The sequence below is a fragment of the Hyphobacterium sp. SN044 genome, from assembly GCF_021864465.1.
GTDB lineage: Bacteria > Pseudomonadota > Alphaproteobacteria > Caulobacterales > Maricaulaceae > Hyphobacterium.
The window spans coordinates 1-24,775 of sequence record NZ_JAKKUV010000006.1 but is presented as its reverse complement, the minus strand read 5'-3'; the positions used below and the strand labels follow the sequence as shown (position 1 = coordinate 24,775).

Genomic DNA, 24,775 nt, shown 5'->3' with positions numbered 1-24,775 from the left:
CTATTGTGCAAAGCGGCAATTCATGCTGCACTGCAATAGGGAGGAGTTGCGTCACTGCTGAAATTCACCGACACGCGCCAGGCATATCCGCCGAAACGCGACGCCGAAGACCGGCGGCGCGACTTCGCGGAGATTTATCAGGCGTTCGGTGAAAAAGCGGCAGCCCTGCAATCCTCGCGCTGCTCGCAGTGCGGCATTCCCTTCTGCCAGAGCGGCTGTCCGCTCCAGAACAACATTCCCGACTGGCTGAAACTCGCCGCCGAGGGGCGGCTGGAAGAAGCCTATGCGGAATCGAGCGCAACCTCGACCATGCCGGAAATCTGCGGGCGGATCTGTCCGCAGGACCGGCTTTGCGAGGGGGCCTGCGTGATCGAACAATCCGGCCACGGTACGGTGACGATCGGCGCGGTCGAGCAATACATCACCGACACGGCCTGGGCCGAGGGCTGGGTCGAACCGGTCCGGCGCGGGCCCGACAATGGGCTTTCGGTGGGCATTATCGGTGCCGGTCCCGCGGGCCTGTCAGCGGCGGAGAAGCTGGCCGAGGCCGGGTGCAGCGTGACGGTCTACGACCGGTATGACCGGGCGGGGGGGCTCCTCGTCTACGGCATTCCGAATTTCAAACTCGACAAGGCTGTGGTTGGCCGCCGGGTAAAGCGCCTCGAAGAGGCGGGGATCGATTTCCGGCTCGGCTTCGAGGTCGGGCGCGATGCGCAGCTCGCCGATCTGACCGACCGGCATGACAGCGTGCTGATCGCCACCGGCGTCTACAAGGCGCGCGAACTGTCCTGTCCCGCCGGAGCTCCGGCTGTGCCGGCGCTCGACTATCTGACCGCCTCCAACCGGATGGGTTTCGGCGAGGCGGTCGCGGACTTTGACAGCGGAATACTGAACGCCGCGGGCAAGCGAGTCGTGGTGATCGGCGGCGGTGACACGGCGATGGACTGCGTGCGCACGGCGGTGCGACAGGGCGCGTCAAGCGTGACCTGCCTTTATCGCCGCGACCGGGCCAACATGCCGGGCTCGGCGCGCGAAGTGAAACACGCCGAGGAAGAGGGCGTGGTGTTCGAATGGCTCGCCGCGCCGGATGCGATCATGGGCAGTGCCAGCGGACCGTCGGCGGTGCGCGCGCACCGGATGCGGCTTGGCCTGCCCGGACCGGACGGCCGCCAGGCGCCAGACATCATCCCCGGCTCCACGCATGAAATTCCCGCCGACATGGTGATCGCCGCGCTCGGCTTCGAGGCGGAAGACCTGCCCACCCTGTTCGGCCATCCCGATCTGACCGTCACGCGCCGGGGCACGGTGAAGGTCGACGGGCCGAGCCTGATGACCAGCGTGCCGGGCGTGTTCGCCGCGGGCGACATCGTGCGCGGTGCGTCGCTGGTGGTTTGGGGCATTCGCGACGGCATGGATGCGGCGGCTTCGATGCTGAACTGGATGAGCGCGCAGCGCGCGAAGGTGGCCGCGGAATGACGCGCTGGACGCCCGAAACCTTCCGCGCCGGACAGGCGCGGCTGGCCGCCTCCGGGCTCTATTCGCCCGAGAGTGAGCGCGATGCCTGCGGCACGGGACTCATCGCTGCGATCGACGGGGCGCCGCGCCGCGAGGTGGTGACGCTGGCGATCAAGGCGCTCAAGGCAGTCTGGCACCGCGGCGCGGTCGATGCCGACGGCAAGACCGGCGACGGGGCGGGCCTCCGGATCGGGATCGCACAGGACTTCTTCAAGGCGCAGGTCGTGCGCACCGGCCATGAAGCGCCGGCGGGCGATGTCGGCGTTGGAATGATCTTCCTGCCGCGCACCGATTTCTCGGCGCAGGAAAAGGCCCGGACGATCGTCGAGGCGGAAATCCTGCATGCCGGCCTTGAACTGTTCGGCTGGCGGCAGACGCCGGTCAATCCGGGCGCGCTCGGGCAGAAGGCCAATGCGACGCGGCCGGAAATCGAGCAGATCCTGTTCACCGACCGGCATGGCCGCGACCGCGAGGCGCTGGACCGGGCGCTCTATCTGGCGCGCCGGCGGATCGAGCGGCGCGCCCGGCAGGAGGCGATCCCGTCCTTCTATGTCGCCTCGCTGTCGACCCATGACGTGATCTACAAGGGGATGTTCCTCGCCGAGGCGATCGACCACTTCTACGCCGACCTGCGCGATGACCGCTTCGCCTCGCATTTCGCGATCTTCCACCAGCGATACTCGACGAACACCTTCCCCGAATGGCGGCTGGCCCAGCCCTTCCGCATGCTCGCCCACAATGGCGAGATCAACACGCTGAAGGGCAATATCAACTGGATGAAGAGCCACGAAATCCGCATGGCCGCCGAAGGCTTTGCGGGTTCGGAGAGCGATGTGAAACCGGTGATCCAGCCAGGCTCGTCGGACAGTGCGGCGCTCGACCAGGTGTTCGAGTTGCTCGTCCGGGCCGGACGGTCTGCGCCGATGGCGAAGGCGCTCCTGATGCCGGAAGCGTGGTCGAAGCGGACCGATGTCGTGCCGCGCCGCTGGCAGGCGCTCTACGAATACTGCAACGCCGTGATGGAGCCGTGGGACGGCCCGGCGGCTGTCGTCGCCTGCGACGGCGACTGGGCGCTCGCCGGGCTCGACCGGAATGGTCTGAGGCCGCTGCGCTATTCACTGACCGAGGACGGGCTGCTGGTCGTGGGATCGGAGACCGGGATGACGCCGGTGCCCGAGGAGCGGGTCGTGGAACGCGGTGCGGTGCCGACCGGGCGGATGATCGCCGTGAATTTCGCCGAAGGCCGCTTCTATCCTGCAGAGGACGTGCTCGAATTCCTGTCCGCCAAGCACCCTTACGAGGAGTGGCTCGACAATATCCGCGACATCGAGGTCGAGGCCGGGCCGGGCGACGAACCGCTTCTGTGGGACACCGAGGAACGCCTGCGCCGGCAGGCCGCCGCGGCGCTCAGCGAGGAGGAAGTCGAGCTGATCCTCGCCCCGATGGTGGCGGGCGGGAAGGAAGCGATCGGCTCGATGGGCGATGACAGCCCGCTCGCCGTCCTGTCGGCGCGCTACCGGCCGCTGACGCATTTCTTCCGGCAGAATTTCAGCCAGGTGACCAATCCGCCGATCGACCCGCTGCGCGAAGGCCGGGTCATGTCGCTGAAAACCCGGTTCAAGAATCTCGGCAACATCCTCGCCCAGGACAAGGCGCAGACCGACGTCCTCGTGCTCGAAAGCCCGATCCTGACGAATGGCAGTTTCGCGCGGCTGATGGCGATCTTCGGCGACACGGTCGCGGTGATCGACTGCACTTTCCCGGCCGACGACGCGAAGGGGGACGGGACGGGCCTGAAAGCCGCCCTCGACCGCATCCGCACCGAGGCTGCCGATGCGGTAAAAGGCGGGGCGGCTCACGTCGTCCTGACCGACGAGGCACAAGGCAAGGCGCGGATGCCGGTGCCGATGGCGCTCGCGATCGGCGCGACGCATCTGCACCTGACACGCGCCGGGCTCCGGACCTATTGCTCGCTCAATGCGCGCGTCGCGGAATGCTCCGACGCCCATGCCTGCGCGGTGATGATCGGGCTCGGGGCGACGACGGTGAACCCCTATGTCGCCTTCGAAACAGCGCTGACGCTGCGGTCGAAGGACTGCGAGGGGATGGGCGCGGAGGAACGCGCTTTCAACCTGAAGACCGCGCTCGATGCGGGGTTGATGAAGATCCTGTCGAAGATGGGGATCTCGGTCATCTCCTCCTATCGCGGCGGGTGCAATTTCGAGATCGTCGGCCTCTCCCGCGCGCTGGCCGATGACTATCTCGGCGGCGTGCCGAGCCGGATTTCCGGGCTTGGCCTGGCCGGGATCGAGGAAAAGGCAAAGGGCCTGCATCACTGGGCCTGGACCAGCGAGGCGCTGCGCCTGCCGGTCGGCGGCTTCTATCGACAGCGGGCGTCGGGCGAACGCCATGCCTTCGAGGCGCAGATCGTCACCGATCTCCAGCGCGCCGTACGCGAGGGGGATTACGCCGCCTACAAGGCCTTCTCCGACGCGACGCATTCGCGCGATCCGATCCAGCTGCGCGATCTGCTCGATGTGCGTCCGGCCGGGGATGCGATCGGGATCGACGATGTGGAATCGGTCAATACGCTGCGCCGCCGCTTCGTGACGCCGGGCATGTCTCTGGGCGCGCTGTCGCCGGAAGCGCACGGGGCGCTCAATGTCGCGATGAACCGGATCGGCGCGAAGTCGGTCTCGGGCGAGGGCGGGGAAGACCCCGCGCGCTACAAGCCGCTGCCGAATGGCGACAACATGAATTCGGCGGTGAAGCAGATCGCGTCGGGGCGGTTCGGCGTCACCGCAGAATATCTCAACCAGTGCCGCGAGATCGAGATCAAGGTCGCGCAAGGGGCCAAGCCCGGCGAGGGCGGCCAGTTGCCCGGTTTCAAGGTCACCGAATTCATCGCCCGGATGCGTCATGCGACGCCGGGGACGACGCTGATCTCGCCGCCGCCGCACCATGACATCTACTCGATCGAGGATCTGGCCCAGCTGATCTACGATCTGAAGCAGATCAACCCGCTGGCGCGCGTGGCTGTGAAGCTGGTCTCGGCTGCCGGGGTCGGTGCGGTCGCGGCGGGCGTGGCGAAGGCCAAGGCGGACATCATCCTGATTTCCGGCAATGTCGGCGGGACGGGGGCGAGCCCACAGACCTCGATCAAGTTCGCCGGCGCGCCGCTGGAGCTGGGGCTCGCCGAAGCGCACCAGGTGCTGTCGCTCAATGGCTTGCGCGAGCGGGTCACGCTGCGGGCCGATGGCGGCATCCGCACCGGCCGCGACGTGGTGATTGCGGCAATGCTGGGTGCGGAAGAGTTCGGCATCGGCACGACTTCACTCGTCGCGCTCGGCTGCCTGATGGTCCGGCAATGCCATTCGAACACCTGCCCGGTCGGCGTGTGCACGCAGGATTCCGCGCTGCGCGAACGCTTCAAGGGCCTGCCCGACCATGTCGTCAACCTCATGACATTCATCGCGCAGGAGACGCGCGAAATTCTCGCCAGTCTCGGTGCGCGGTCGCTGGAAGACGTGATCGGCCGCGCCGACATGCTCGACCAGGTCAGCCGCGGTGCGCCGCAGCTCGACGATCTCGATCTCAACGCGCTGCTGGTCCGCGTCGATGCGACGGAAAAGCCGATGCGCTCAACCCGGGAGCAGCGCAATGCCGTCGCCCCGGCGCTCGACGACACGATCCTCGCCGATTGCGAGCCGCTTTTCTCGCGCGGAGAAAAGCTGCAGCTCGACTATGATGTGCGCAACACGAACCGGGCGGTCGGAACGCGGATCTCATCTGAAATCGTCACGCGGATCGGTCCGAATGCGCTGCGGCCGGGGCATCTGACCCTGCGCCTGAAAGGCTCGGCCGGGCAGTCGCTCGGCGCGTTCGGCGCGACGGGTCTGCGGATCGAACTGACGGGCGATGCGAACGATTATGTCGGCAAGGGCTTGTCCGGCGCGGTGATTGCGGTGAAGCCGTCTCCGGGGCGGGCCATGCGGACGACTGAAGACGCCATCATCGGGAATACCTGCCTCTATGGGGCGACGTCCGGCGCGCTCTATGCCGCCGGCCGGGCGGGCGAGCGTTTCGCGGTTCGCAATTCAGGCGCGGAAGCCGTGGTCGAAGGCTGCGGTTCGAACGGGTGCGAATACATGACGGGCGGCCGGGCGCTGATCCTCGGCCGGGTGGGCGACAATTTCGCCGCCGGGATGAGCGGGGGCGAGATCTTCGTTCTCGAAAGCCGGGAGCGTCTCGAAGCCCGGCTGAATGACGACAGCGTCGTGATGGTGCCCGCCGATGCACAGGCCGCGTCCCGGGCGCGGGCAATGCTGGAGGCGCATGTCGCCGCGACCGGCTCGCTGCATGGCCGCGGCCTGCTCGACCGCTGGGCCGAGACCGAGGCGTCGCTGGTCTGGATCCTGCCGAAGGAAACCCTCGAGCGGGAAGAGCAGAAGCGGGCTTAGGGTATTGCCCCTCTGCAATTCGTGACGTTCCCCGGTTTCGCTTAGCGAAGACCGGGGTCCTTCTGAACGCAGAAAATGGATCCCGGATCGCGCTGCGCGCGTCCGGGAAACGTCGGACAATCAGCCAAGCGTCCCTCCCCTTCAAGGGGAGGGGAAACTCCAGATCAATCCCGGCCGAAGAAGTCCGGATAGGCTTCCATGCCGAGCTCGGCGCGGTCGAGGCCGCGCATCTCGTCCTCGACACTTGGGCGGAGGCCTATCGTCTTCTTCAGGGAGAACCAGACGAGGGCGCTGGCGGCGGCGGTGAAGGCGCCGATGGACAGAATGCCGAGCGCCTGCATGCCGAATTGCTGCCAGATGTTCAGCCCGTCGCTGAGAGAGGTGAAGGGCACGACCATCGTGCCGAATATCCCGCACAGCAGGTGCGCCGGAATCGCGCCGACCACATCGTCGATGTTCAGCCTGTCGAGCAGTGGCACCGCGAGGACAACAATCACGCCGCCGGCGCCGCCGATGATCATGGACTGCCACAGCGCCGGTTCGAGCGGTCCGGCGGTGATCGCGACGAGGCCGCCGATCGCGCCGTTCAGGACGAAGGTCAGGTCGGCCTTCCGGAACAGGATTTCCGAGGTAATGAGGGCTCCGATCACGCCTGCCGCGGCGGCCATGTTGGTGTTGGCCATGATCTTGGCCACGGCGCTCATGTCCTCGATCGTGCCGGCGGCCAGCTGGGAGCCGCCATTGAAGCCGAACCAGCCGAACCAGAGGATGAAGGTGCCGAGCGCGGCGAGCGGCAGGTTGGAGCCGGGCATGGGTTTCTGCACCCGGCGGTCCGGGCCGTACTTGCCATAGCGCGGGCCGAGGAAGAGCGCGCCCGTCAGCGCTGCCCAGCCGCCCACGGAGTGAACCAGGGTCGAGCCGGCAAAGTCCTGGAAGCCATTGGCGTAGAGCCAGCCTTCGCCCCACTGCCAGGCCCCGGTGATCGGGTAGATCAGGGCGGTGAGAACCGCGACAAAGATCAGGAAGGGGCGCAGCTTGATCCGCTCCGCCAGCGTGCCGGACACGATGGAGGCTGCCGTTGCGACAAAGGCCATCTGGAAGAACCAGTCTGCCGCCGAGGCGACATCGCCTTCCGGCGTGTCGAGCGCGTCGGGCGACCAGACGCCGAGACTGCCGACGAAGCCGCCGTCGACGCCGTCATACATCAGCCGGTAGCCGACGAGGTAGAACATGATGCCGGCGATGGCGAAGAGGGTGATGTTCTTCAGTGCGATGGTGGCGGCATTCTTGGAACGGACGAGACCGCTTTCGAGCATGCAGAATCCTGCCGCCATGAAGACGACGACCATGCCGGACATCAGGAGAAGGAAGGAGTTGTCGACGAAGGCGCCGGTGTCCACCGCGGCGGCCGGTGCGGCTGCGGCGGTTGCGAAAGCGGTCAGCAGTCCCGTCGTCATGCGACTCCCCTTTGCTGCATTGCAGCATCGTGTCGCACCTGCGAAGAAATGTAAACGGCGGGCGGTCGATTTTCGAAAAAGCGGTTTGCCCACACGTGGTTGCCCTCCCCCTTGAGGGGAGGGCCGGGAGGCTGTGCGTCAGCCAGCCGACCGGGGTGGGGGTAATTTCAATTACCTCTCTCTGAAGTTCCCCGGTTTCGCGCGGCGAAGACCGGAGTGCAGAAGCTATAAGACATGGATCCCGGACCGGCTCCGCCGTCCGGGAAACGTCAAATAATGCTATGATCAATCACCCCACCCCGCTCCCGTCCTTCTTACGAAGGCCGCTCGCGTCCCTCCCCTTCAAGGGGAGGGGAATCTACGCCCCGACGAACAATATCCCCGCGATCGCCGCGCTCATCAGGTTGGATAACGTCCCCGCCGCGACGGCCCGGAGACCGAAGCGGGCGATCTCGCCCATCCGGTCCGGAATGAGGCTGCCAAGCCCCCCGAGCAGGATGCCCACCGAGGACAGGTTCGCGAAACCGCACAGGGCGAAAGTCAGCACCGCGAGCGAGCGCGGGCTGAACTCGCTTTCCGCCCCGGTCAGGGAAAGGTAGGCCACGAATTCGTTGAGGATGATCTTCTCGCCGAGGATCGCGCCGGCGGCCTGCGCTTCGGACCACGGGATGGAGAGGACATACATCAGCGGCGCGAAGATCCAGCCGAGGATGGACTGGATGGTCAGCCCGTCGATCCCGAACAGGCCGGCAATGCCGCCGATAATCCCGTTGAGGAGCGCGATCAGTGAGACGAAGGCGATCAGCATGGCGCCGACGTTGAGGGCCAGGTGCAGGCCGTCCTTGGCGCCGATGGCCGCGGCCATGATGACGTTGGAGTGCTCGTCGCGCGGCAGCTTGACCTCGATCAGGTCCTGTTTGGCCGAATGGTCCTTGGCGTCCGGCATGATCAGCTTGGCCATCAGAAGACCGCCGGGCGCGGACATGAAGGAGGCCGCCAGGAGGTATTCGACCGGAATGCCCATCTGGGCATAGGCGGCGAGCACCGATCCCGCGACCGAGGCGAGGCCGGAGGTCATCACGGCGAAGAGCTGAGGCTGGGTCAGACCGGCGAGATAGGGACGGACGACGAGCGGTGCTTCGGTCTGGCCGACAAAGATGTTGGCCGAGGCATTGAGCGATTCCACCCGCCCCGTGCCCAGCACCCAGTGAAGCAGGCGGCCGAGGCCGGCGACGACCCATTGCATCACGCCGATATAGTAGAGGACCGACATCAGCGAGGCGAAGAAGACGATGACCGGCAGGACAAGGACGGCGAAGATGACGCCGTTTTCCTCGACCGAGGCGAGCGGCCCGAAAACCATGCCGATCCCCGCCTGCGAATAGGCGAGGAGTTGGCTGATCCCGGTGGACATGGCGTCGATCGCGGCCCGGCCGATCGGGACGTGCATCACGAGGACGGCGATGCCGACCTGGATGGCGAAGGCGCTGAGGACGATGCGCAGGCTGATCGCGCGGCGATTGGTGGAGAGGGCGAAGGCGATCGCGAAGATCGCCGCGATGCCGAACAGGCCGCTGACGGATTCAGGCATTCGCTTTGCGCTCCCCCGCAAACTTCGTTTCCGGCGTAGCGGGGCAGGCCGGATCGCGCAAGCGCGCTTGCCCTCTGGTCAGCGCGAGCGGCGTGAATAGAGTGCGGGCATGAGCCGCGACGACCCTCACATCCTGGACGCGCTCGTCATCGGGGCGGGCTTTGCCGGCCTGTGTTCGGCCATAAGGTTGAAACAGGCTGGCTATCGCTTTGCCGTGCTGGAGCAGGCGCCGGCGGTAGGCGGGACGTGGTGGTGGAACACCTATCCCGGTATCGCCTGCGATATCCCGGCGCACTTCTACTGTTTCTCCTTCGCGCCGAATCCCGACTGGAGCGCGGCCTATCCGCCGGGGCCGGAAATCCAGCGCTATCTGGAGGACGTGACCGACCGGTTCGGCCTGCGCGAAGCGATCCGCTTCGAAATGCGGGTGACGCACTGCGTCTGGGAGGCGGACCGGGCCTGCTGGCGGATGGAGACCGAGGGTGGGGAGGTGATGCGTGCAAGGCATCTGGTCCAGGCGACGGGCGGGCTGCACCAGCCGAATCTTCCCGATATTTCCGGGCGCGATTCTTTCCCGGGTCCCGTCCTGCACACGGCGCGCTGGGATCATTCCATCGGCTTCGAGGGCAAGCGCGTGGCCATTGTCGGCAGTGCGGCGAGCGCGATCCAGCTGGCCCCCGCGCTGGCGCGGGACGGGGCAGAGGTGACGCTGTTCCAGCGCACGGCCAACTACATCAATCCGCGCGGCAACCACGCCTACAGCGAAGCGATGCGGACGCAGTTCCGGCGCTTTCCCTGGCTGATGCAGGCGTGGCGCGGCTATCTGCGCCAGCGGCTCGACACGCTGATCTACCCGATCGTCCGCCGGGCGGGCGGCTTCGGGCGCTTCGTGCGCGGCCGGGTTCTGAAGGGGATGCGCCGGCGGATAAGCGACCCGGACATGCAGGCCGCGCTGACCCCGCCCTATGCGCTGGGGTGCAAGCGCATGCTGATCTCGGACGACTTCTATCCGGCGCTGGAACGCGGCGATGTGCGGCTCGTCGCGTCAGGCGTGGACCGGATCGAGGGCCCTACGATCATCGCCAGCGACGGCACGCGGGTCGAGGCGGATATCCTCGTCTTCGCGACCGGCTATGACATCGGCGCGCAGTTGCGGGCGCTGCCGGTCACGGGCCGGGAGGGCCGCGTGCTGCAGGACGAATGGGACGACATCGCCAAGGCGCACCGGGGCACGGCGGTGGCCGGATTTCCCAATTACTGGATCGTGACGGGACCGAATACCGGGGTGGGGACAACCTCGGTCATCTTCATGATCGAGACCCATGTCGACTACATTCTGCGCGCCATGGCGCGGGCCGGGTCCGGCACGATCGAGGTGCGGCCCGAAGCGCAGGCCGCTTACAATGCGGAGATCCAGTCGCGCCTGTCTGATACGGTCTGGGCCACCGGCGGCTGCGACAGCTGGTACAAGCGGTCCGACGGGCGGATCGAGACGCTCTATCCCGGCAATGCCGCCGATTTCCGCCGCATGCTGAAGCGCGTCCGGGTGGAGGAATATGACCTCAAACCCGTGAAACAGACCGCCTAGCGGAAGGCGGCTTCGCGCTCGTCCACGACCGGGCGGCGCTTGGTGGCGATCCAGTCGCCAAACTGCACCGGAATGCCGATGGCGACGCCGCCGAACAGGATGGCGAGACGCGTCCAGTCGAGCGGCGTCACACCGCCGCCGGTCAGGCTGTCCCACAGTGCGAGCAGCATCGAGGCGGGCGAGAAACCCATCTCCATCTCGCCGAAACCGGCGAGGCCCATGGCGTGATTGAGACCGGTCGCGGCGAAGACCGCTCCGGCGATGGGCGTCGCGATCATCGCCGCGCGGGCCGGATAGCGCAGCGCGGCGGCAGTCGTCAGCCCGCCAAGGACAAGGCCGAGAATCGACGGCAGGCCGGTCAGCCAGAGCGCGCCATAGACCAAACCTCCGGCGAGCACCGCGCCGTAGACGGGTGTCAGCAATATCGACAGCGAGCCGGCGACGATGCCGGCAACGGCCGCCCCGGTCATGCCGGTGTCGGCTTCGATGGCGATGAGGGCGGCGATCGTTCCGCCCGTGACCGCCGACAGCAGCGGGGCGAGACGGCGTCCCAAAAAGATCATGAGCGTGCCCAGGCCCAGCCCGGCCAGTGCCATGGCGAGCGTCGGCCCGGCCAGATAGGGCCGGAGCCAGTCCTGGAACGCATACCAGGCGTCAAAAACCGGTGCGGCACCGTCCATCCGCGACCTCCCGGGAGTGCGGAATGCAAGGAGCGGGCCGGGTTTTTGACTTTCCCCTCACCCAGACGCGCGTCTCCTTCGGAGCCGCCCTTCTTTCCCTCTCCCTCAAGGGAGAGGGAGGGGACCCGGCCTGAGCCGAAGGCGAAGGTTGGGGAGGGTGAGGGGTCTACCCCACCACATCCTTCGCCAGCACGAGGGCGCGGCCTTCGGCGATGATTGTGCCGTCTGATGTGGTGCAGGTGGTTCTGAGGTCGACGAGGTGTTTGTCGGGGCGCAGGCGGGTGATCTCGACCCGCGCGGTCAGGGCTTCGCCAAGTGGAGCGGGGGCGAGGTAGGCGGTTTCCTGTTTGAGATAATTGGTGCCCTGGCCGGGCAGTTCGACGCCCAGCAGATAGGAGAACAGGGCGTGGATAAGCGGCTCCGGCACGGTGTCCGCGGCCGGACTTGTCCCCGCCAGCGCGGCGAGTTCGGCGACCTCATCGGCGGTGTAGGTGCGGGTGATTTCGGCGGACTGACCGAGCCTCATTTCACCATCTCCGCTGTGCCCGTCACGACCTTTTCACCGGCTTTCGTGGCTTCCAGAGTGATGATCTTTCGATCTTCGTGATCTTCGGTGATCTCGGCGGAGAAATGGATCCACTCCCCGGCATATGTCGGGGCCGGAAACATCACGTCCTGACGGGCCTGCCGCCAGCCGGGCGCGAGCTGTTCGCAGAGACCCCGGAGCACCGAGCAGAGCATCGCGCCATGGGCGACGGTTTTTCCGAAACGGGTGCGGACGGCAAACTCCCAGTCGACATGGATCGGGTTGTCGTCGCCGGACAGTTTCGCGAAGGCGTCGAATTCGGCCTGGGTGAAAGCGCGGTCGAGCGAGACGGATTTCATGCCACGCCCTCCGGTTTCGGCAGCAGGTGTTTTTGCACCTTGCCCGCCGCCGTGCGCGGGAAGTCGGCGGCGAAGATCCAGTGGCGCGGCACCTTGAAGCCGGCGAGGTTCTCGCGGCACCAGGCCGTCAGCTCGGCTGCGTCCGCCGACTTGCCGGGCCGCAGGATGATGTGGGCGCAGCCGACCTCGCCCCACTTCTCGTCGGGCACGCCGGCGACGGCGGCTTCCAGCACGGCGGGGTGGCGGGCGAGGACATTCTCGACCTCGGCGGGGTAGACGTTCTCGCCGCCGGAAATGTACATCTCCTTGATCCGGCCCGCGACATAGACGAAGCCGTCTGCGTCCTCGCGGCCGAGATCGCCGCTTTTCAGCCAGCCGTCGTCGGTGAAGAGCTTTGCCGTCTCTTCGGGTCGGTTCCAGTAGCCGGGCGTGAGGCCCGGACCATGGAACTGGATCTCGCCGGTTTCGCCCTGCGGGACGGGATCGCCCTCGGGCGTCGCGATCCGCGCCTCGGTCAGAAGCCAGGTGCGGCCGACCGAACCGATCTTGTCGAGCGCGTGTTCGGGGTCGGACAGGAAGGCGGTCGGGCCGGTTTCGGTCATGCCGAAGCCGTTGCAGACGATGGCCCCCTTCTTCGCGAAGGTCTGGACCAGAATGTCGGGCAGGGGCGCGCCGCCGCAGGCCCAGTGGCGGACCCTGGTCAGGTCGGCACTCTCGAAATCGGGGTGCAGGGTCAGCTCACGGTAAACCGCCGGGACGCCGATGAACACGTCCATCTTGCCGGCATTCACAAGGGCCAGAAGCGCACCCGGATCGAAGCCCGGAAGGACGTAATTCGTCCCGCCCGCGAAGAAGACCGGCAGGGTGTGCAGATTGATGCCGGCGGTGTGGAAGAGCGGCAGGAAGTTGAGCGTCGCGTCCGTGCCGCGCAGGCCCGTCGCCTGGGCGATGTTGATGTAGTTCACATGCGCCATCGCATAGGTCTGGATGACGCCCTTGGGCCGGCCCGTCGTGCCGGAGGTGTAGATCAGATACCAGGTCTCGTCGGCGGGCCATTCGGATCTGCCGGGATGGCGGGCGCTGGCGTCGCGCCGCGCGGCATAGTCCGCGTCGAGACCGATCAGGACCGCGCCCGAGCCCTTGGCAGCGTTTTTCGCGACGGCTTCGTCCTCGGCGCCGAAAAGGACGAGTTTCGCGGCGCAATCCTCGATCAGCGGGACGAGTTCGGCGGCGGGCATGCGCCAATTGAGCGGCACCAGGATGGCGCCGAGACGGGCGCAGGCGAAGAGGATTTCGAAGAATTCCACCCGGTTGCGGCAGAGGATGGCGACCCGGTCGCCAAAGCCGATCCCGGCCTGTTCCAGAAGTGTGGCGGCGCGGCCCGCGCGGACGTCGAATTCCCCGAAGGTGACGGTCGTATCCGTCGTCAGGTCGATGAAGGCCGCACCAGCGGGATTCATGGCGGCGCGGCGGGCAGCGATATCGGTCAGGAAGCGCATTTCTTGGCCTCCGGCTTCGGCGCGGTGAAGGCGCGCATGCGGTCCAGCGTCTCGGGCCGGACGATATGGGCGAGAAAGGCCTGACGCTCCGCTTCGAGCGCCGGGGCCAGCGATTCGGCGTCCTGACCGGTCAGGCGGCGGGTACCGAGGATGATGGCGGGGTCGAGCGGGACGGCGTCCTGCGTCTCCGAGAGGGCGGCGGACAGGAGTGCCTCCGGCGCGCAGACGCGGTCGGCAAAGCCGATCCGCAGCAGATCGTCCGCATGCTGACGGGTGTCGCTGGCGATCCAGCCGGACGCGCGCGCCGCGCCGATACGATGGGGCAGGAGTGCTGTCCAGCCGCCATCGGGCGCGAACCCCATGAGGGCGTAATAGGGCTGAACGAATGCAGCGTCGGACATGAGGACGCGGTCGGCAGCGAGGGCGAGGCCGAGCGACCCGCCGGTCACGGGACCGTTGACCGCAGCGATGACGGTTCCGGGGTGGCGGCGCAGGGTGAGGATGACCCGGTTGAGCGCGCCGACGAGACTGGCCGCGTAGTCGCGCAGCGCGCCGGGTGAGGCGGCGTGTTCGAGAAATCCGGCAATGTCTCCGCCGGTGGAAAAGGCCTTGCCGCTGCCGGTGAGGACGAGCGGACCGCCGTCCCGAGCGGATTGATCGAGTGCTGCGTGAAGGTGCGCCAGCAAGTCCGGGACGAGCGCATTGCCGCGCGACGGACGGTCGAGCGTGATGAGGCTGACGCCGTTCCGCCGCTCGCGGCGGACGAGTGCATGACCGGACGGCGCTGTCACGGGCGCAGCCCTTCGACGATCATCGCCGCGGCTTCGTTGGCGATCTCGCGGCTGGACCGGCTTTCGTCCCAGATGCCGTATTTCAGACCGAGATAGGTGTTCATCCCCATCAGGGCCCAGGCCCGGATGTCGGCGTCACCGGCGCTGATTTCCCCGCGCTTCACCGCGTCGTCGAGATTGCGGCGATAGCCTTCCACGAAGGTCTCGTAATAGGCGCGGTAGGCGTCCGGCGCGACGAACTGGGATTCCATGACGATGCGGTAGAGATCGCGGTGGGCGCGCACGAAATCGATGTAGAGCTCGATACCGAGCCGCTCGGCTTCGAGGCGGTTGGTCGCCGTGCCGATGCGTTCCGCGAGCCAGCTTCGCGTGGTCCGTCCCATGTGGTCGACGAGGCCGCGGAAGATCTCGTCCTTCGAGTCGAAATAGACATAGAAGGTGCCGAGCGCGACCTTGGCCCGCCTGGTGATCTCGCCGATCGAGGTGGCGTGAAATCCGTTCGCGCCGAATTCGCGTTCCGCCGCTTCCAGCAGCTTCCGGCGGGTCCGTTCTCCGCGCGCGGTTTTGGGCCCCTTTGCCGAGGCTGTTTCAATCGAAGTTGACATATGATTCACTTTTCACAAAATGAGCACACGCGCAATATCGCACAAAAGGGTCCGTTAGCGACCCCGCGCGACAAGGGGAGGTTGTGAGCTTTGCCTCACGCGAATGCACTGGCCGAGACCGGCGGGATCGCACGGTTGACGGTGCCGCTCAGCGACGGCACCGCGATGTCCGTGGCCGTGAGTGGCCAGGGGCCGGACCTCCTGTTCGTGCATGGCTGGTCGGCGCATGCCGGTTTCTTCGAGGACACCCAGCATCGTCTTGACGGCCGCTTCCGGGTGATCGCGCCGGACCTTCGCGCCCACGGATCGACCCCGCGCGGTCGTGCGCCTCTGACGATGAAGCAGCTTGCCAGCGACCTGAAGGCGATGGCCGAGGCGCTCGATCTCCACCACGCCGTCGCGATCGGCTGGTCAATGGGGGCGATGGTGCTGTGGCGGCTGCTGGCCGATCACGGCGACGCCCGTTTCGCCGGCCTCGTCGTGGAAGACATGAGCCCGCGCATTCTCAACGATCACGCCTGGACGCTCGGCATGTCGAACGGCATCGATGCCGCGACCTCGCAGCGCGCCTGCGAGTCGATGCGCGCCAACTGGGCCGCCTACGCCGATGCCTTTGCGCCGCGCATGTTCGCGCGCGATTCCCGCCACCGTCTGGGTGAGGACCGCGAGCGCGTCGTGCGCGAATTCGCCGCCCATGACGGCGATGCGATGGCGGATCTCTGGACTTCAATGGCCGCCGAGGACGCGCGGTCCATCCTGCCCGAACTGAAGCTTCCCGTCCGTGTCATCCATGGCGCGCTGAGCGAAGCCTACAGCCCGGAGACGAGCCGGTTTCTCGTCGAGACTCTTCCCGATGCCGAACTCGTCTCCTTCGCGCGATCGGGCCATGCGCCGCACCTGGAGGAGCCCGAGCGCTTCGCCAGTGCGGTCGCGGAATTCGCCGACCGGGTGCAGCCGGCCGGTGCCATCAAAAACCCAACCAGTTCCGAGGGGAGTACATCATGACCACCACGCGTAAACTGACCCTGCAGGCCACGCTCCTGTCCAGCGTCGCCGCAGCCGCCATCGTGACCGCGCCGGGCGCGATCGCACAGGAAGAACAGGCCACGCCGCAAGCCGACGTGATCACCGTCACGGCCCGCCGCCGCGAGGAATCGCTGATTGACGTGCCGATCGCGGTGACCGCCGTCTCCGGCACCGAGCTGGAAGCGATGGGCGCGCAGGACATCCTGGCCGTGGCCCAGCTGGCACCGAGCGTGACGCTCGAAGCCTCGCGCGGCACCAACTCGACCCTGACCGCCTTCATCCGCGGCGTCGGTCAGCAGGATCCGGTGTCCGGCTTCGAATCCGGCGTCGGTATCTATGTCGATGACGTCTATCTCAACCGTCCGCAGGGCGCGGTCCTGGACATCTTCGACGTCGAGCGCATCGAAGTGCTGCGCGGTCCGCAGGGCACGCTCTATGGCCGCAACACGATCGGCGGCGCGATCAAATACGTCACCCGCCGTCTCGACGCGGATTCTCCGACCGTGTCGCTGCGCGCCAATGTCGGCACGTATGAGCAGTTCGACCTGATCGGTTCGGCCTCGGCCCCGATCGGCGACACGCTGCGCATCGGTGCGGCGATCGCCCGCCTGACCCGCGGCGGTTTCGGCACCAACCTGACCACCGGCGAAGACAACTACAACAAGGATGTGCTGGCCGGCCGTCTGACGCTGGAATTCGAGCCGAACGACCAGTTCTTCCTGCGCCTGAGCGCCGACCGCGTCGAAGACAACTCGAATGCGCGCGGCGGTCACCGCCTGATCCCGGGGGCCTTCGGCGGCGCGCCGGTGCTGAACGACGTGTTCGACACGCGCGGCGGCCTCAATGTCATTCCGCAGTCGGTCGAGGCACAGGGTGTCTCGCTGTCGATGGAATACCGCCTCAACGACAACTGGACCGTCCGCAACATCCTCGCCTACCGCGACGATGAATCGCTGACCCCGATCGACTTCGACGCCCTCGCCGTGGCCGATTTCGACGTGCCGGCGATCTACACGAACGACCAGTTCTCGGAAGAATTCCAGCTGCTCTATGAAGGCGACCGCCTGTCGGGCGTCATGGGCTTCTACTACCTGGATGCCAATTCCGAGACCGTGTTCGACGTGCTGCTGGCGCAGACCGGCGCGCTGATCAACCTGCCGGGCCTCAACGCCCAGACGTTCGGTGATGTCGGCACCAACACCTGGTCGGTGTTCGCGGACTTCAGCTATGACATCGCGCCGCGCACGACGATCTCGGTCGGTGGCCGCTACACCTATGACGAGCGGAATTCGACCGTGCTGCGCCGGACCTATATCGGCGGCTTCTCCGAGTTCTTCGGCGGCAACCCGACGCTGATCGCCACGACGTCGAACTTCACCGGTTCGAACGACTGGACGGATTTCAGCCCGCGCGCCTCGATCACGTTCGAGCCGACCGACGAGCACACGCTCTATGCGTCCTACAGCCAGGGCTTCAAGGGCGGCGGTTTCGACCCGCGCGGCCAGACCTCGGCGACGCCGGACTTCAACCAGGACGGCAATATCACCGCCGACGAAATCTTCGAATTCATGTCCTTCGATCCGGAAACGGTGGACACGTTCGAGCTCGGCTGGCGCGTGGGCCTCGGCACCTATCGCCACAGCCTGACCGTCTTCCACTCGGAATATAACGACGTTCAGATTCCGGGTTCGGTCGGTGTCGACACCAACAATGACGGCATCAACGATACCTTCACCGGCGTGACGACCAACGCCGCCTCGGCGAAGATCACCGGTGTCGAATTCGAAGGTGCGTGGACGTTCGGCCAGGACACCTTCACCCCGGGTGACGCGTTCAACCTGACCTGGGCGCTCGGCTATCTCGACGGTCACTACGGCCAGTTCATCTCCGGCCTCGGTGTCGACATTTCCAACGTGGTCGAGATTCAGAACACGCCGAACACGACCGCCAATGCCTCGCTGGCCTATATGGTCCCGAGCTTCGGCGGCGACCTGACCCTGATGGGCCAGGTGGCGTATCGCGGCGATTCCACGCAGTTCGAAGTGCCCTTCCCGGTCCTCGACCAGGAATCCTTCGCACTGTGGAATGCCAGCGTGGTCTGGGACTCCGCCGATGGAAGCTGGCAGTTCGGCCTGCACGGCCGCAACCTGACCGACGAGGAATACCGGGTCGCCGGCTATGACTTCGTCAACAACACGACCTTCGCGCCGGAACTCGGTCTCGAAGGCGTGCTGACGGCCTACTATGGCGATCCGCGGACCTTCACCGCGACGGTCGCCTACCGCTACTAGGCGCGGGGGGACGCGTCTGGAACCCGGCCGGGAAACGCTCTAGGGCTTTCCCGGCCGGTGCCTTTTTCGGGGGAGGAGAGACATGCGCCTGATCTGGATACTCGTGGCCCTTCTGGTCGTGGCCGCAGGCGTCGCGGTCTTCTTCTTCGCCCGTCCCGCCCCCGAAGCCGGGCCGGCGATCGATTCGCCCTACTGGAGCGAGACCGATCAGCTGGTCGAGATCGGCGGGCGGCAGGTGCGGGTCCGGATGACCGGACCGCGCAACGCCCAACCCATCGTGCTGGTCCACGGCTTCTCGGTGTCTCTGGAAAGCTGGGAGGCCTGGGCCGAAGGCCTGGATTCCGACTACCGCGTCATCCGCATGGATTTGCCGGGCCACGGCCTGACCGGGCCGGACCCGCAGCAGCGCTACACGGTTCAGGACACGGCCGACTTCATCGGCGAAACGATGGATGCGCTGGACATCGAGCATGCCGTGATCGGCGGCAATTCTCTGGGCGGGCTCGCCGCCTGGCGGTTTGCAGCCGACCATCCGGAGCGCGTCGACGCGCTCGTCCTGGTGTCGCCCGGCGGGTATTCGATCAATGGCGTGACCGAGGAGCCGGTCGCCGTGCCGATGCCGGTGGCGATCTATCTTAGAAGCGCGCCGGAAGGCCTGGTGCGTGCGGGCACGGCCAATCTCTACGGCGATGCCAGCCGGATGGACCCCGCCGTGCCGGAACGGATCACGGCGTTGATGGCGGGCAATGGCGATGCCTTCGTGGAGCGCCTTGAAGTCTTCACCCTGCCGGAACCGACGGCCGATCTTCAGCGCGTCTCGGTGCCGACCCTGATCCTGCACGGGCGGATGGACCGGATGATACCGGTCGACCACTCTGAGGCCATGGCCGAAACGATTCCCGATGCCCGCCTGATCACCTACGACGACCTCGGACACATCGCGCACGAGGAAGATCCCGCGCGCACGCTGGCCGATGTCCGCAGCTTTCTCGACGAGGTTCTCTAGATGAGCGATGCCGTAGCCCCGACGAACCCGGCGGAGAACACCAAATACCGTTATCTGGTGCTGTTCCTGCTGTTCCTGGTCTATGCCTTCAACTTCCTCGACCGGCAGATCATCTCGATCCTCGCCATCCCGATCCGGGACGAGCTGGGGTTGAATGACCGGGAACTGGGCCTTCTGGGCGGCCTCGCCTTCGCCTTCCTCTATTCGACGCTGGGCGTTCCGATCGCCTGGCTGGCCGACCGGACGAACCGGACCTGGATCATCACCGGCGCACTGACCTTCTGGAGCGGCTTCACCGCGCTGTGCGGCTTCGCGACCAATTTCTGGCAGCTGTTCGCGGCGCGCGTCGGCGTCGGGATCGGCGAGGCGGGCGGTGTGGCGCCGTCCTATTCGCTGATCGCGGACTATTTCCCGCCGAAAAGCCGGGCACGGGCGCTTGCGGTCTATTCACTCGGTATTCCGATCGGGTCGGCCTTCGGCGTGATCGCCGGGGCGCAGATCGCCGGCGGGGCGATCAGCGAGGCGCTCGACTGGCGCGCGGCCTTCATCATCGTCGGCGTGGCCGGCATCGTCATCGCGCCGATCTTCAAGCTGTTCGTCCGCGAGCCGGTGCGCGGCGGGCTGGATACGGTGAAGACGGACCCGGCCGCGAAGAAGCCGAGCTTCGGCGAGGTGCTGAAAGTCCTGTCAAAGAAGCCGTCCTTCTGGCTCCTCACCTTCGGCGCGGCCTGCTCCTCGATGATGGGCTATGGCGTCTTCTTCTGGCTGCCGTCCTTCTTCGCGCGGACCTTCGACCTCGGCATCATCGATACGGGCTGGCTGTTCGGCACGGTGCTGTTCATCGGCGGAACGGCGGGCATCGTGCTCGGCGGGGTGTTGTCGGACTGGCTCGGCAGCCGCTCGGTCTCGGCCTATGCGCGGGTTCCCGGCATCGCCTTCCTCCTGACCACGCCGCTCTACATCGCGGGCGTGCTGGCGCCGACGCCGATCCTGTCGCTGATCCTGTTCCTGATCCCGACCGCGCTCGGCCTCGCCTGGCTCGGCCCGGCCCTTTCGGCCTTCCAGCACCTCGTGCCGCCCTCGATGCGCACCACGGCGTCGTCGATCTTCCTGCTGGTCAACAATCTCATCGGCATTGCCGGCGGAATCTACGTGCTGGGCGAGTTCTCGACCCTGCTGACGCCGAGCTTCGGGGATGACGCCCTGCGCTATTCGATCATCCTCGGGTCGCTGATCTATCTCGTGGCGGGCACTCTTTTCCTGCTCGCCTCGAAGCGGCTGGAGAAGGATTGGGAAGGTTAGCCATAAATTTGCCCGGGTCGGGCGCTGCGCTTGCAGGGGAACCAGGCGAGGGCTAATCCGTTCGTTTGCCGTCGCACAACAGACCGAAAGGGTTCGACCATGCGTGCGTTGAAGTGGGTTTCGCTCGCCGTCCTGCTGGCTGCCTGCGGAAATGAGGCCGGTACCGGCGAACAGCGCAGCGCTGCGCTTCCGGACGATCAGGCCGCGGTCAGCGGTGACGCCGACATGGATGCGCTGCGCGGCGACATCGCCGGTGATGCCGGCCCGTCCGGGTCGCGGGACAGCGGCAACTGGACGCTTCTGGAAGGCGCAACCCTGAACGAGATGGTCGATACCACCGGCACCGATTTCGGCCCGGGATTCGGCGGCAGCAATTCCGCCGAGGTCCGGCGCGATGGCGACATGTTTGCGATCCTGGACGACGATGCCGCGAACCGCGAAGTCGTGGTCTGGACCGCCGGCGGGACGAGCCCGGACAATGGCCGGGTCTCGCTGTCCTTCGATATCGAAGGTGTCAGCAATCCCGATGCCTGGATCGGGGTGACGCTCGCGCACCGAAGCGGCGCGGACTATCACCGCGTGTCCTGCGCCTTCAGCCCGGATGGCGAAGACGCGCAGCTCTTCACTGACAATGCCGAGGGCGAGGCGGCGGCCACCGGGTCGCGCGCGACCTGCACGCTCGAAACCGATATCGAGACCGGCGAGCTCGACTTCTACATCTATCCCGTCGCTTTCACGACCGAGACGGGATGGGACGACAGCCTCACCGGCGAAGCCATTCTCTCGAATGTCCGGGTGTCGACGCGCGGATAATTCAATTCCCCCGCGCGTCTGAGCGAAGCGTTTGACCTTGCCCGGTTTCCCCCGGAACATCCCCTTCACGGGATGACAGGAAGGGGACCGGCCAAGGCCGGACGGGGCATGACACGTTCTCTACTTACACTGCTGGCTGTACTGACGCTGCCGGGTGCCGCGCTTCCGCTGACGCTGACCGCGGCGGCCGGGGCGCAGGACGCTTCGCCCTTCGAGATCCGCCACGACAGTGACATCCCGGACGGCGTTCGCGGCCTGGGCCATGAATTCGGCGCGGAGATCACCCCGCCGGAGGACGCGATCGACTATCTGCGTGCGCTGGAGGCCGCCGCGCCGGACCGGATCCGCGTGTTCGACTATGCGGAAAGCTGGGAAGGCCGGACGCTGGCCTATGCGGTGATCGCGCGTGCGGAAATTCTCGACAACCTCGATGCCGTTCAGGCCGATCTCGCGCGTCTGGCCGACCCGCGCGGCGTATCCGCCGCCGAGCTTGATCGTCTGGTTGCCGAGACTCCGCCGGTCGTGTGGCTTTCCTATGGCGTGCATGGCGACGAGATTTCCTCCACCGATGCCGGCCTTCGGACGGCCTATCACCTCGTTTCGGGGGTGAACGACCCGATGGTGGAGACGATCCTCGACAACACGATCGTCGTCATCGACCCGGTCCAGAACCCCGACGGGCGCGCGCGCTTCGTGCACAGCTTCACCGCCGCGCGCGGGATCGAGCCCGATCCGTCGCGCTTCTCGGCCGAGCATGACCAGCCTTGGCCGGGCGGGCGCTTCAATCACTATCTGTTCGACATGAACCGCGACTGGTTCACGATGAGCCAGCCGGAGACGGTGGGCCGCGTCCAGGCGATGCTCGACTGGCATCCGGTCGTTGTGGTCGACGCGCACGAGATGGGCGGGGATTCGACCTATTTCTTTGCGCCGGCAGCGGAACCGTTCAATCCGCAGATCGTACGCACGCAGCGGGCGGCGCAGGACCTGATCGGGCGCAATCACGCCCGCTGGTTCGACCGTTTCGGCTATACCTATTTCACGCGCGAAATCTTCGATCTCTTCTATCCGGGCTATGGCGACATGTGGCCGACGATGCACGGCGCGGTGGCGATGACCTATGAGCAGGCCTCGCCGCGCGGCCTCGTCTGGCGGCGGCAGGACGGCTCGACCCTGACCTATGGCGAGGCCGTCGATCACCATTTCATCGCCAGCCTGTCGACGGCGCAGGTGGTGGCGGAAAACCGCGAGCGCTTTGTGCGCGACCGGCTGGCCTTCCGGCAGGGGGCGATCGACGAACGCTCCGGTCCGCGCGCCATCCTCCTGGACCGCACCGGCAATCGCTGGGGCGCGGAACGGCTCGCTCGCCTGCTGGCGCGGCAGGGGATCGAGGTCGACGGGATCGACGGTGGTTTCACCGCCTGTGGCTCGCGCTTCCGCAACGGCGCCTATCTCGTCCGCTTCGACCAGCCGGCCGGGCGTCTGGCGCGCACGCTTCTGGAAGCCGATACGCGTCTGCCTGATGCCTTCATGGCGGAGCAGGAATCGCGACGCGCGCGCGGGCTCGACCACGAACTTTATGACGTGACGGCCTGGTCGCTGCCGCTGATGTTCGACGTCGACATGGCAGCCTGTTCGGCCCTGCCGACGAATGCGTCGCAGCGGTTCGACCCGGAGACGGAAATGTCCGGCGGTGTCGTCGGCGACGCGGCCTTCGGCTACGCCATTCCGTGGACAGATGCCGGTCAGGCGGCCATGGCCGCGGCGCTGCTGCGCCAAGGCGTGGCGATGCGAACGACTGACGCCCCCTTCACGATCGGCGAGCGGGTCTTCCCGCGCGGCACGGTGGTGATCCAGCGCCATGGTCAGGCCGACGGGCTCGACACGCTGGTGCGCGATGCCGCCGAGAATACCGGCGCCATCGCGATCGGCCTGTCGTCGAGCTGGACCGATGAAGGCCCCAATCTGGGCAGCGGCAATTTCAACGCCATGGTTGCCCCGCGCATCGCCATGGCCTGGGGTGAGGGTACGGCCCCGACCTCGGCCGGAGCGGTCCGCTTCGTGCTGGAGCAACGCTACGATCTGCCGGTGACGATCATCCGCACGGAGCGGCTTCGAAGCGCCGACCTGTCCGGGTTCGACGTGCTGATCCTGCCGGAAGCCGGCGGGGCCGGATATTCGGGCGAACTGGGCGAGAACGGCGCGCATGCCATTACCCGCTTCGTGCAGTCGGGCGGCGTTCTGGTCGGTCTCGGCGACGCGACGCGCTGGATGGCGTCTTCGGGTGTCGACCTGCTGCCCGTCCAGCGCGAACGGGCGGCCGATGCGATCCCGGACGACGGCGCGGAAGGCCCGGTCATCCCGGGACGGATCATCGAGGACGAGGCGCAGTTGCTGGCGGCGGAAACGCCGCGCAACGCAATGCCGGATTCCTCGCCGGGCGCGCTCCTGCGGGTCACGGCCAATGCCGATGCCTGGATGTCTGCCGGGTATGATGACGGGGCGTTCGCGCTGGTCACCGGTTCGGACATCTACTCCACCGTGCCGCTCGACGAGCTGACGACGGCACTGCGTTTCGCAGGGCCGGACGACCTTGTCGGAGGTGGTTATCTGTGGGCGGAGAACCGGGCGCAACTGGCCTACAAGCCCTTCATCGTCAGCCGGTCTTCCGGCCGCGGTCAGGTCATCGCCTTCACGCAGGATCCGTCAACGCGGGCCTATCAGGAAGGCCTCGATCTGGCGCTGCTGAATGCGGTGCTGCTCGGACCGGCGCACGCCTCGCCGTACCGGTAGGCTGTCGTCATATCAATCAATGACCGCCCTTTCCCCGCCTCCGCGAGGACAGGCGAGACGCGACCTTACGGTCGCTCCTCAGGACAGGTCATTGAATTCGAGCCTGTCCTGAGGAGGGCGCGAAGCGACCGTCTCGAAGGGCGGCTCGCCGCCTCCGACGCTCCCCGTTTTCGGGGTCCCCGCTTTCGCAGGGAATTCAGGTTTGGGGTGTCTCGAAGGGTGGCTCGATTATCTCTGACGTTCCCCGGTTTCGCATCGCGAAGACCGGGGCCCAGTCTGGATCCCGGACCGCCCTGACGGGCGTCCGGGAAACGTCAATCAAGATGGCGCTGGGATCCCTGCGAAGGTGTTTCGTTTCGGACGATTGTTTTGATTCCCCAGCGATCGTTGCTGGGCTAGCCTATGTTGCGTTGAGACGGAGGGCTGGGTGATGCAGGTCCGGCTTCACGCGAATGCGCGCACGACCCCGGCGA

General features: G+C 66.6%; 17 protein-coding genes. 9 read left to right on the top strand and 8 right to left on the bottom strand.

What is annotated here, in order from left to right:
- Positions 1-54: 54 nt before the first annotated feature.
- The gene (locus L5876_RS09380; protein ID WP_236956293.1) at positions 55-1,476 is read left to right on the top strand and encodes an NAD(P)-dependent oxidoreductase; all 1,422 of its coding nucleotides are present in this window, start codon (positions 55-57) and stop codon (positions 1,474-1,476) included.
- Entirely contained in the window at positions 1,473-5,975 is a 4,503-nt protein-coding gene (gene gltB, locus L5876_RS09375) for a glutamate synthase large subunit (RefSeq protein ID WP_236956036.1), read from the top strand. Before L5876_RS09380 ends, gltB begins: the two co-directional genes overlap by 4 nt.
- Before the next feature lie 164 nt (positions 5,976-6,139).
- On the opposite strand, the gene amt is transcribed toward gltB, so the two are convergent.
- Both amt and L5876_RS09365 read right to left on the bottom strand, forming a co-directional pair.
- A complete protein-coding gene (gene amt, locus L5876_RS09370) occupies positions 6,140-7,432 on the bottom strand; it encodes an ammonium transporter (protein WP_236956035.1) in 1,293 nt (430 codons plus the stop codon).
- A gap of 358 nt (positions 7,433-7,790) precedes the next feature.
- Complete coding sequence (locus L5876_RS09365) at positions 7,791-9,023, bottom strand: NupC/NupG family nucleoside CNT transporter (protein WP_236956033.1); 1,233 nt, start codon at positions 9,021-9,023, stop codon at positions 7,791-7,793.
- Positions 9,024-9,132: 109 nt separating this feature from the next.
- On the opposite strand from L5876_RS09365, the gene L5876_RS09360 reads away from it, so the two are divergent.
- A complete protein-coding gene (locus L5876_RS09360) occupies positions 9,133-10,611 on the top strand; it encodes an NAD(P)/FAD-dependent oxidoreductase (RefSeq protein WP_236956032.1) in 1,479 nt (492 codons plus the stop codon).
- Here L5876_RS09360 and L5876_RS09355 read toward each other — a convergent pair.
- From L5876_RS09355 to L5876_RS09330, 6 genes are all read right to left on the bottom strand, one after another.
- Positions 10,608-11,291 carry a hypothetical protein gene (locus tag L5876_RS09355; protein ID WP_236956031.1) on the bottom strand — a complete coding sequence of 228 codons (684 nt, stop codon included), beginning with the start codon at positions 11,289-11,291 and terminating at the stop codon, positions 10,608-10,610. The two genes, L5876_RS09360 and L5876_RS09355, sit on opposite strands and share 4 nt — an antisense overlap.
- A 166-nt stretch (positions 11,292-11,457) precedes the next feature.
- Complete coding sequence (locus L5876_RS09350) at positions 11,458-11,817, bottom strand: phosphate acetyltransferase (protein ID WP_236956030.1); 360 nt, start codon at positions 11,815-11,817, stop codon at positions 11,458-11,460.
- Positions 11,814-12,176: a MaoC/PaaZ C-terminal domain-containing protein gene (locus L5876_RS09345; protein ID WP_236956029.1), complete on the bottom strand. Its 363-nt coding sequence runs from the start codon at positions 12,174-12,176 to the stop codon at positions 11,814-11,816. The genes L5876_RS09350 and L5876_RS09345 overlap by 4 nt, the downstream gene beginning before the upstream one ends.
- Complete coding sequence (locus tag L5876_RS09340) at positions 12,173-13,675, bottom strand: long-chain fatty acid--CoA ligase (RefSeq protein WP_236956028.1); 1,503 nt, start codon at positions 13,673-13,675, stop codon at positions 12,173-12,175. The genes L5876_RS09345 and L5876_RS09340 overlap by 4 nt, the downstream gene beginning before the upstream one ends.
- Entirely contained in the window at positions 13,663-14,466 is an 804-nt protein-coding gene (locus L5876_RS09335; RefSeq protein WP_236956027.1) for an enoyl-CoA hydratase/isomerase family protein, read from the bottom strand. Before L5876_RS09335 ends, L5876_RS09340 begins: the two co-directional genes overlap by 13 nt.
- Entirely contained in the window at positions 14,463-15,071 is a 609-nt protein-coding gene (locus L5876_RS09330; protein ID WP_236956026.1) for a TetR/AcrR family transcriptional regulator, read from the bottom strand. The genes L5876_RS09335 and L5876_RS09330 overlap by 4 nt, the downstream gene beginning before the upstream one ends.
- A 90-nt stretch (positions 15,072-15,161) precedes the next feature.
- Between L5876_RS09330 and L5876_RS09325 the strand changes: the two genes are divergently transcribed.
- From L5876_RS09325 to L5876_RS09300, 6 genes are all read left to right on the top strand, one after another.
- Positions 15,162-16,076 (top strand): alpha/beta fold hydrolase, encoded by a 915-nt coding sequence (locus tag L5876_RS09325; RefSeq protein WP_236956025.1) that lies wholly within the window; start codon positions 15,162-15,164, stop codon positions 16,074-16,076.
- Complete coding sequence (locus L5876_RS09320; RefSeq protein ID WP_236956024.1) at positions 16,073-18,388, top strand: TonB-dependent receptor; 2,316 nt, start codon at positions 16,073-16,075, stop codon at positions 18,386-18,388. Before L5876_RS09325 ends, L5876_RS09320 begins: the two co-directional genes overlap by 4 nt.
- 82 nt (positions 18,389-18,470) lie before the next feature.
- Positions 18,471-19,394 carry an alpha/beta fold hydrolase gene (locus tag L5876_RS09315; protein ID WP_236956023.1) on the top strand — a complete coding sequence of 308 codons (924 nt, stop codon included), beginning with the start codon at positions 18,471-18,473 and terminating at the stop codon, positions 19,392-19,394.
- On the top strand, positions 19,395-20,696 hold the full coding sequence (locus L5876_RS09310; protein WP_236956022.1) for an MFS transporter: 1,302 nt from the start codon (positions 19,395-19,397) through the stop codon (positions 20,694-20,696). It abuts the gene before it with no gap.
- A 99-nt stretch (positions 20,697-20,795) separates the two neighbouring features.
- Positions 20,796-21,509, top strand: a complete 714-nt coding sequence (locus L5876_RS09305) for a hypothetical protein (RefSeq protein ID WP_236956021.1) — start codon at positions 20,796-20,798, stop codon at positions 21,507-21,509.
- 108 nt (positions 21,510-21,617) lie between these two features.
- Positions 21,618-24,302: a M14 metallopeptidase family protein gene (locus tag L5876_RS09300; RefSeq protein ID WP_236956020.1), complete on the top strand. Its 2,685-nt coding sequence runs from the start codon at positions 21,618-21,620 to the stop codon at positions 24,300-24,302.
- The last annotated feature ends 473 nt before the right edge of the window (positions 24,303-24,775 follow it).

Excerpts from the sequence above, each read along its gene's own strand:
- gltB (WP_236956036.1), top strand. The coding sequence starts at position 1,473 with ATGACGCGCTGGACGCCCGAAACCTTCCGCGCCGGACAGGCGCGGCTG.
- amt (WP_236956035.1), bottom strand. The coding sequence starts at position 7,432 with ATGACGACGGGACTGCTGACCGCTTTCGCAACCGCCGCAGCCGCACCG.
- L5876_RS09365 (WP_236956033.1), bottom strand. The coding sequence starts at position 9,023 with ATGCCTGAATCCGTCAGCGGCCTGTTCGGCATCGCGGCGATCTTCGCG.
- L5876_RS09360 (WP_236956032.1), top strand. The coding sequence starts at position 9,133 with ATGAGCCGCGACGACCCTCACATCCTGGACGCGCTCGTCATCGGGGCG.
- L5876_RS09355 (WP_236956031.1), bottom strand. The coding sequence starts at position 11,291 with ATGGACGGTGCCGCACCGGTTTTTGACGCCTGGTATGCGTTCCAGGAC.
- L5876_RS09350 (WP_236956030.1), bottom strand. The coding sequence starts at position 11,817 with ATGAGGCTCGGTCAGTCCGCCGAAATCACCCGCACCTACACCGCCGAT.
- L5876_RS09345 (WP_236956029.1), bottom strand. The coding sequence starts at position 12,176 with ATGAAATCCGTCTCGCTCGACCGCGCTTTCACCCAGGCCGAATTCGAC.
- L5876_RS09340 (WP_236956028.1), bottom strand. The coding sequence starts at position 13,675 with ATGCGCTTCCTGACCGATATCGCTGCCCGCCGCGCCGCCATGAATCCC.
- L5876_RS09330 (WP_236956026.1), bottom strand. The coding sequence starts at position 15,071 with ATGTCAACTTCGATTGAAACAGCCTCGGCAAAGGGGCCCAAAACCGCG.
- L5876_RS09320 (WP_236956024.1), top strand. The coding sequence starts at position 16,073 with ATGACCACCACGCGTAAACTGACCCTGCAGGCCACGCTCCTGTCCAGC.
- L5876_RS09315 (WP_236956023.1), top strand. The coding sequence starts at position 18,471 with ATGCGCCTGATCTGGATACTCGTGGCCCTTCTGGTCGTGGCCGCAGGC.
- L5876_RS09310 (WP_236956022.1), top strand. The coding sequence starts at position 19,395 with ATGAGCGATGCCGTAGCCCCGACGAACCCGGCGGAGAACACCAAATAC.
- L5876_RS09305 (WP_236956021.1), top strand. The coding sequence starts at position 20,796 with ATGCGTGCGTTGAAGTGGGTTTCGCTCGCCGTCCTGCTGGCTGCCTGC.
- L5876_RS09300 (WP_236956020.1), top strand. The coding sequence starts at position 21,618 with ATGACACGTTCTCTACTTACACTGCTGGCTGTACTGACGCTGCCGGGT.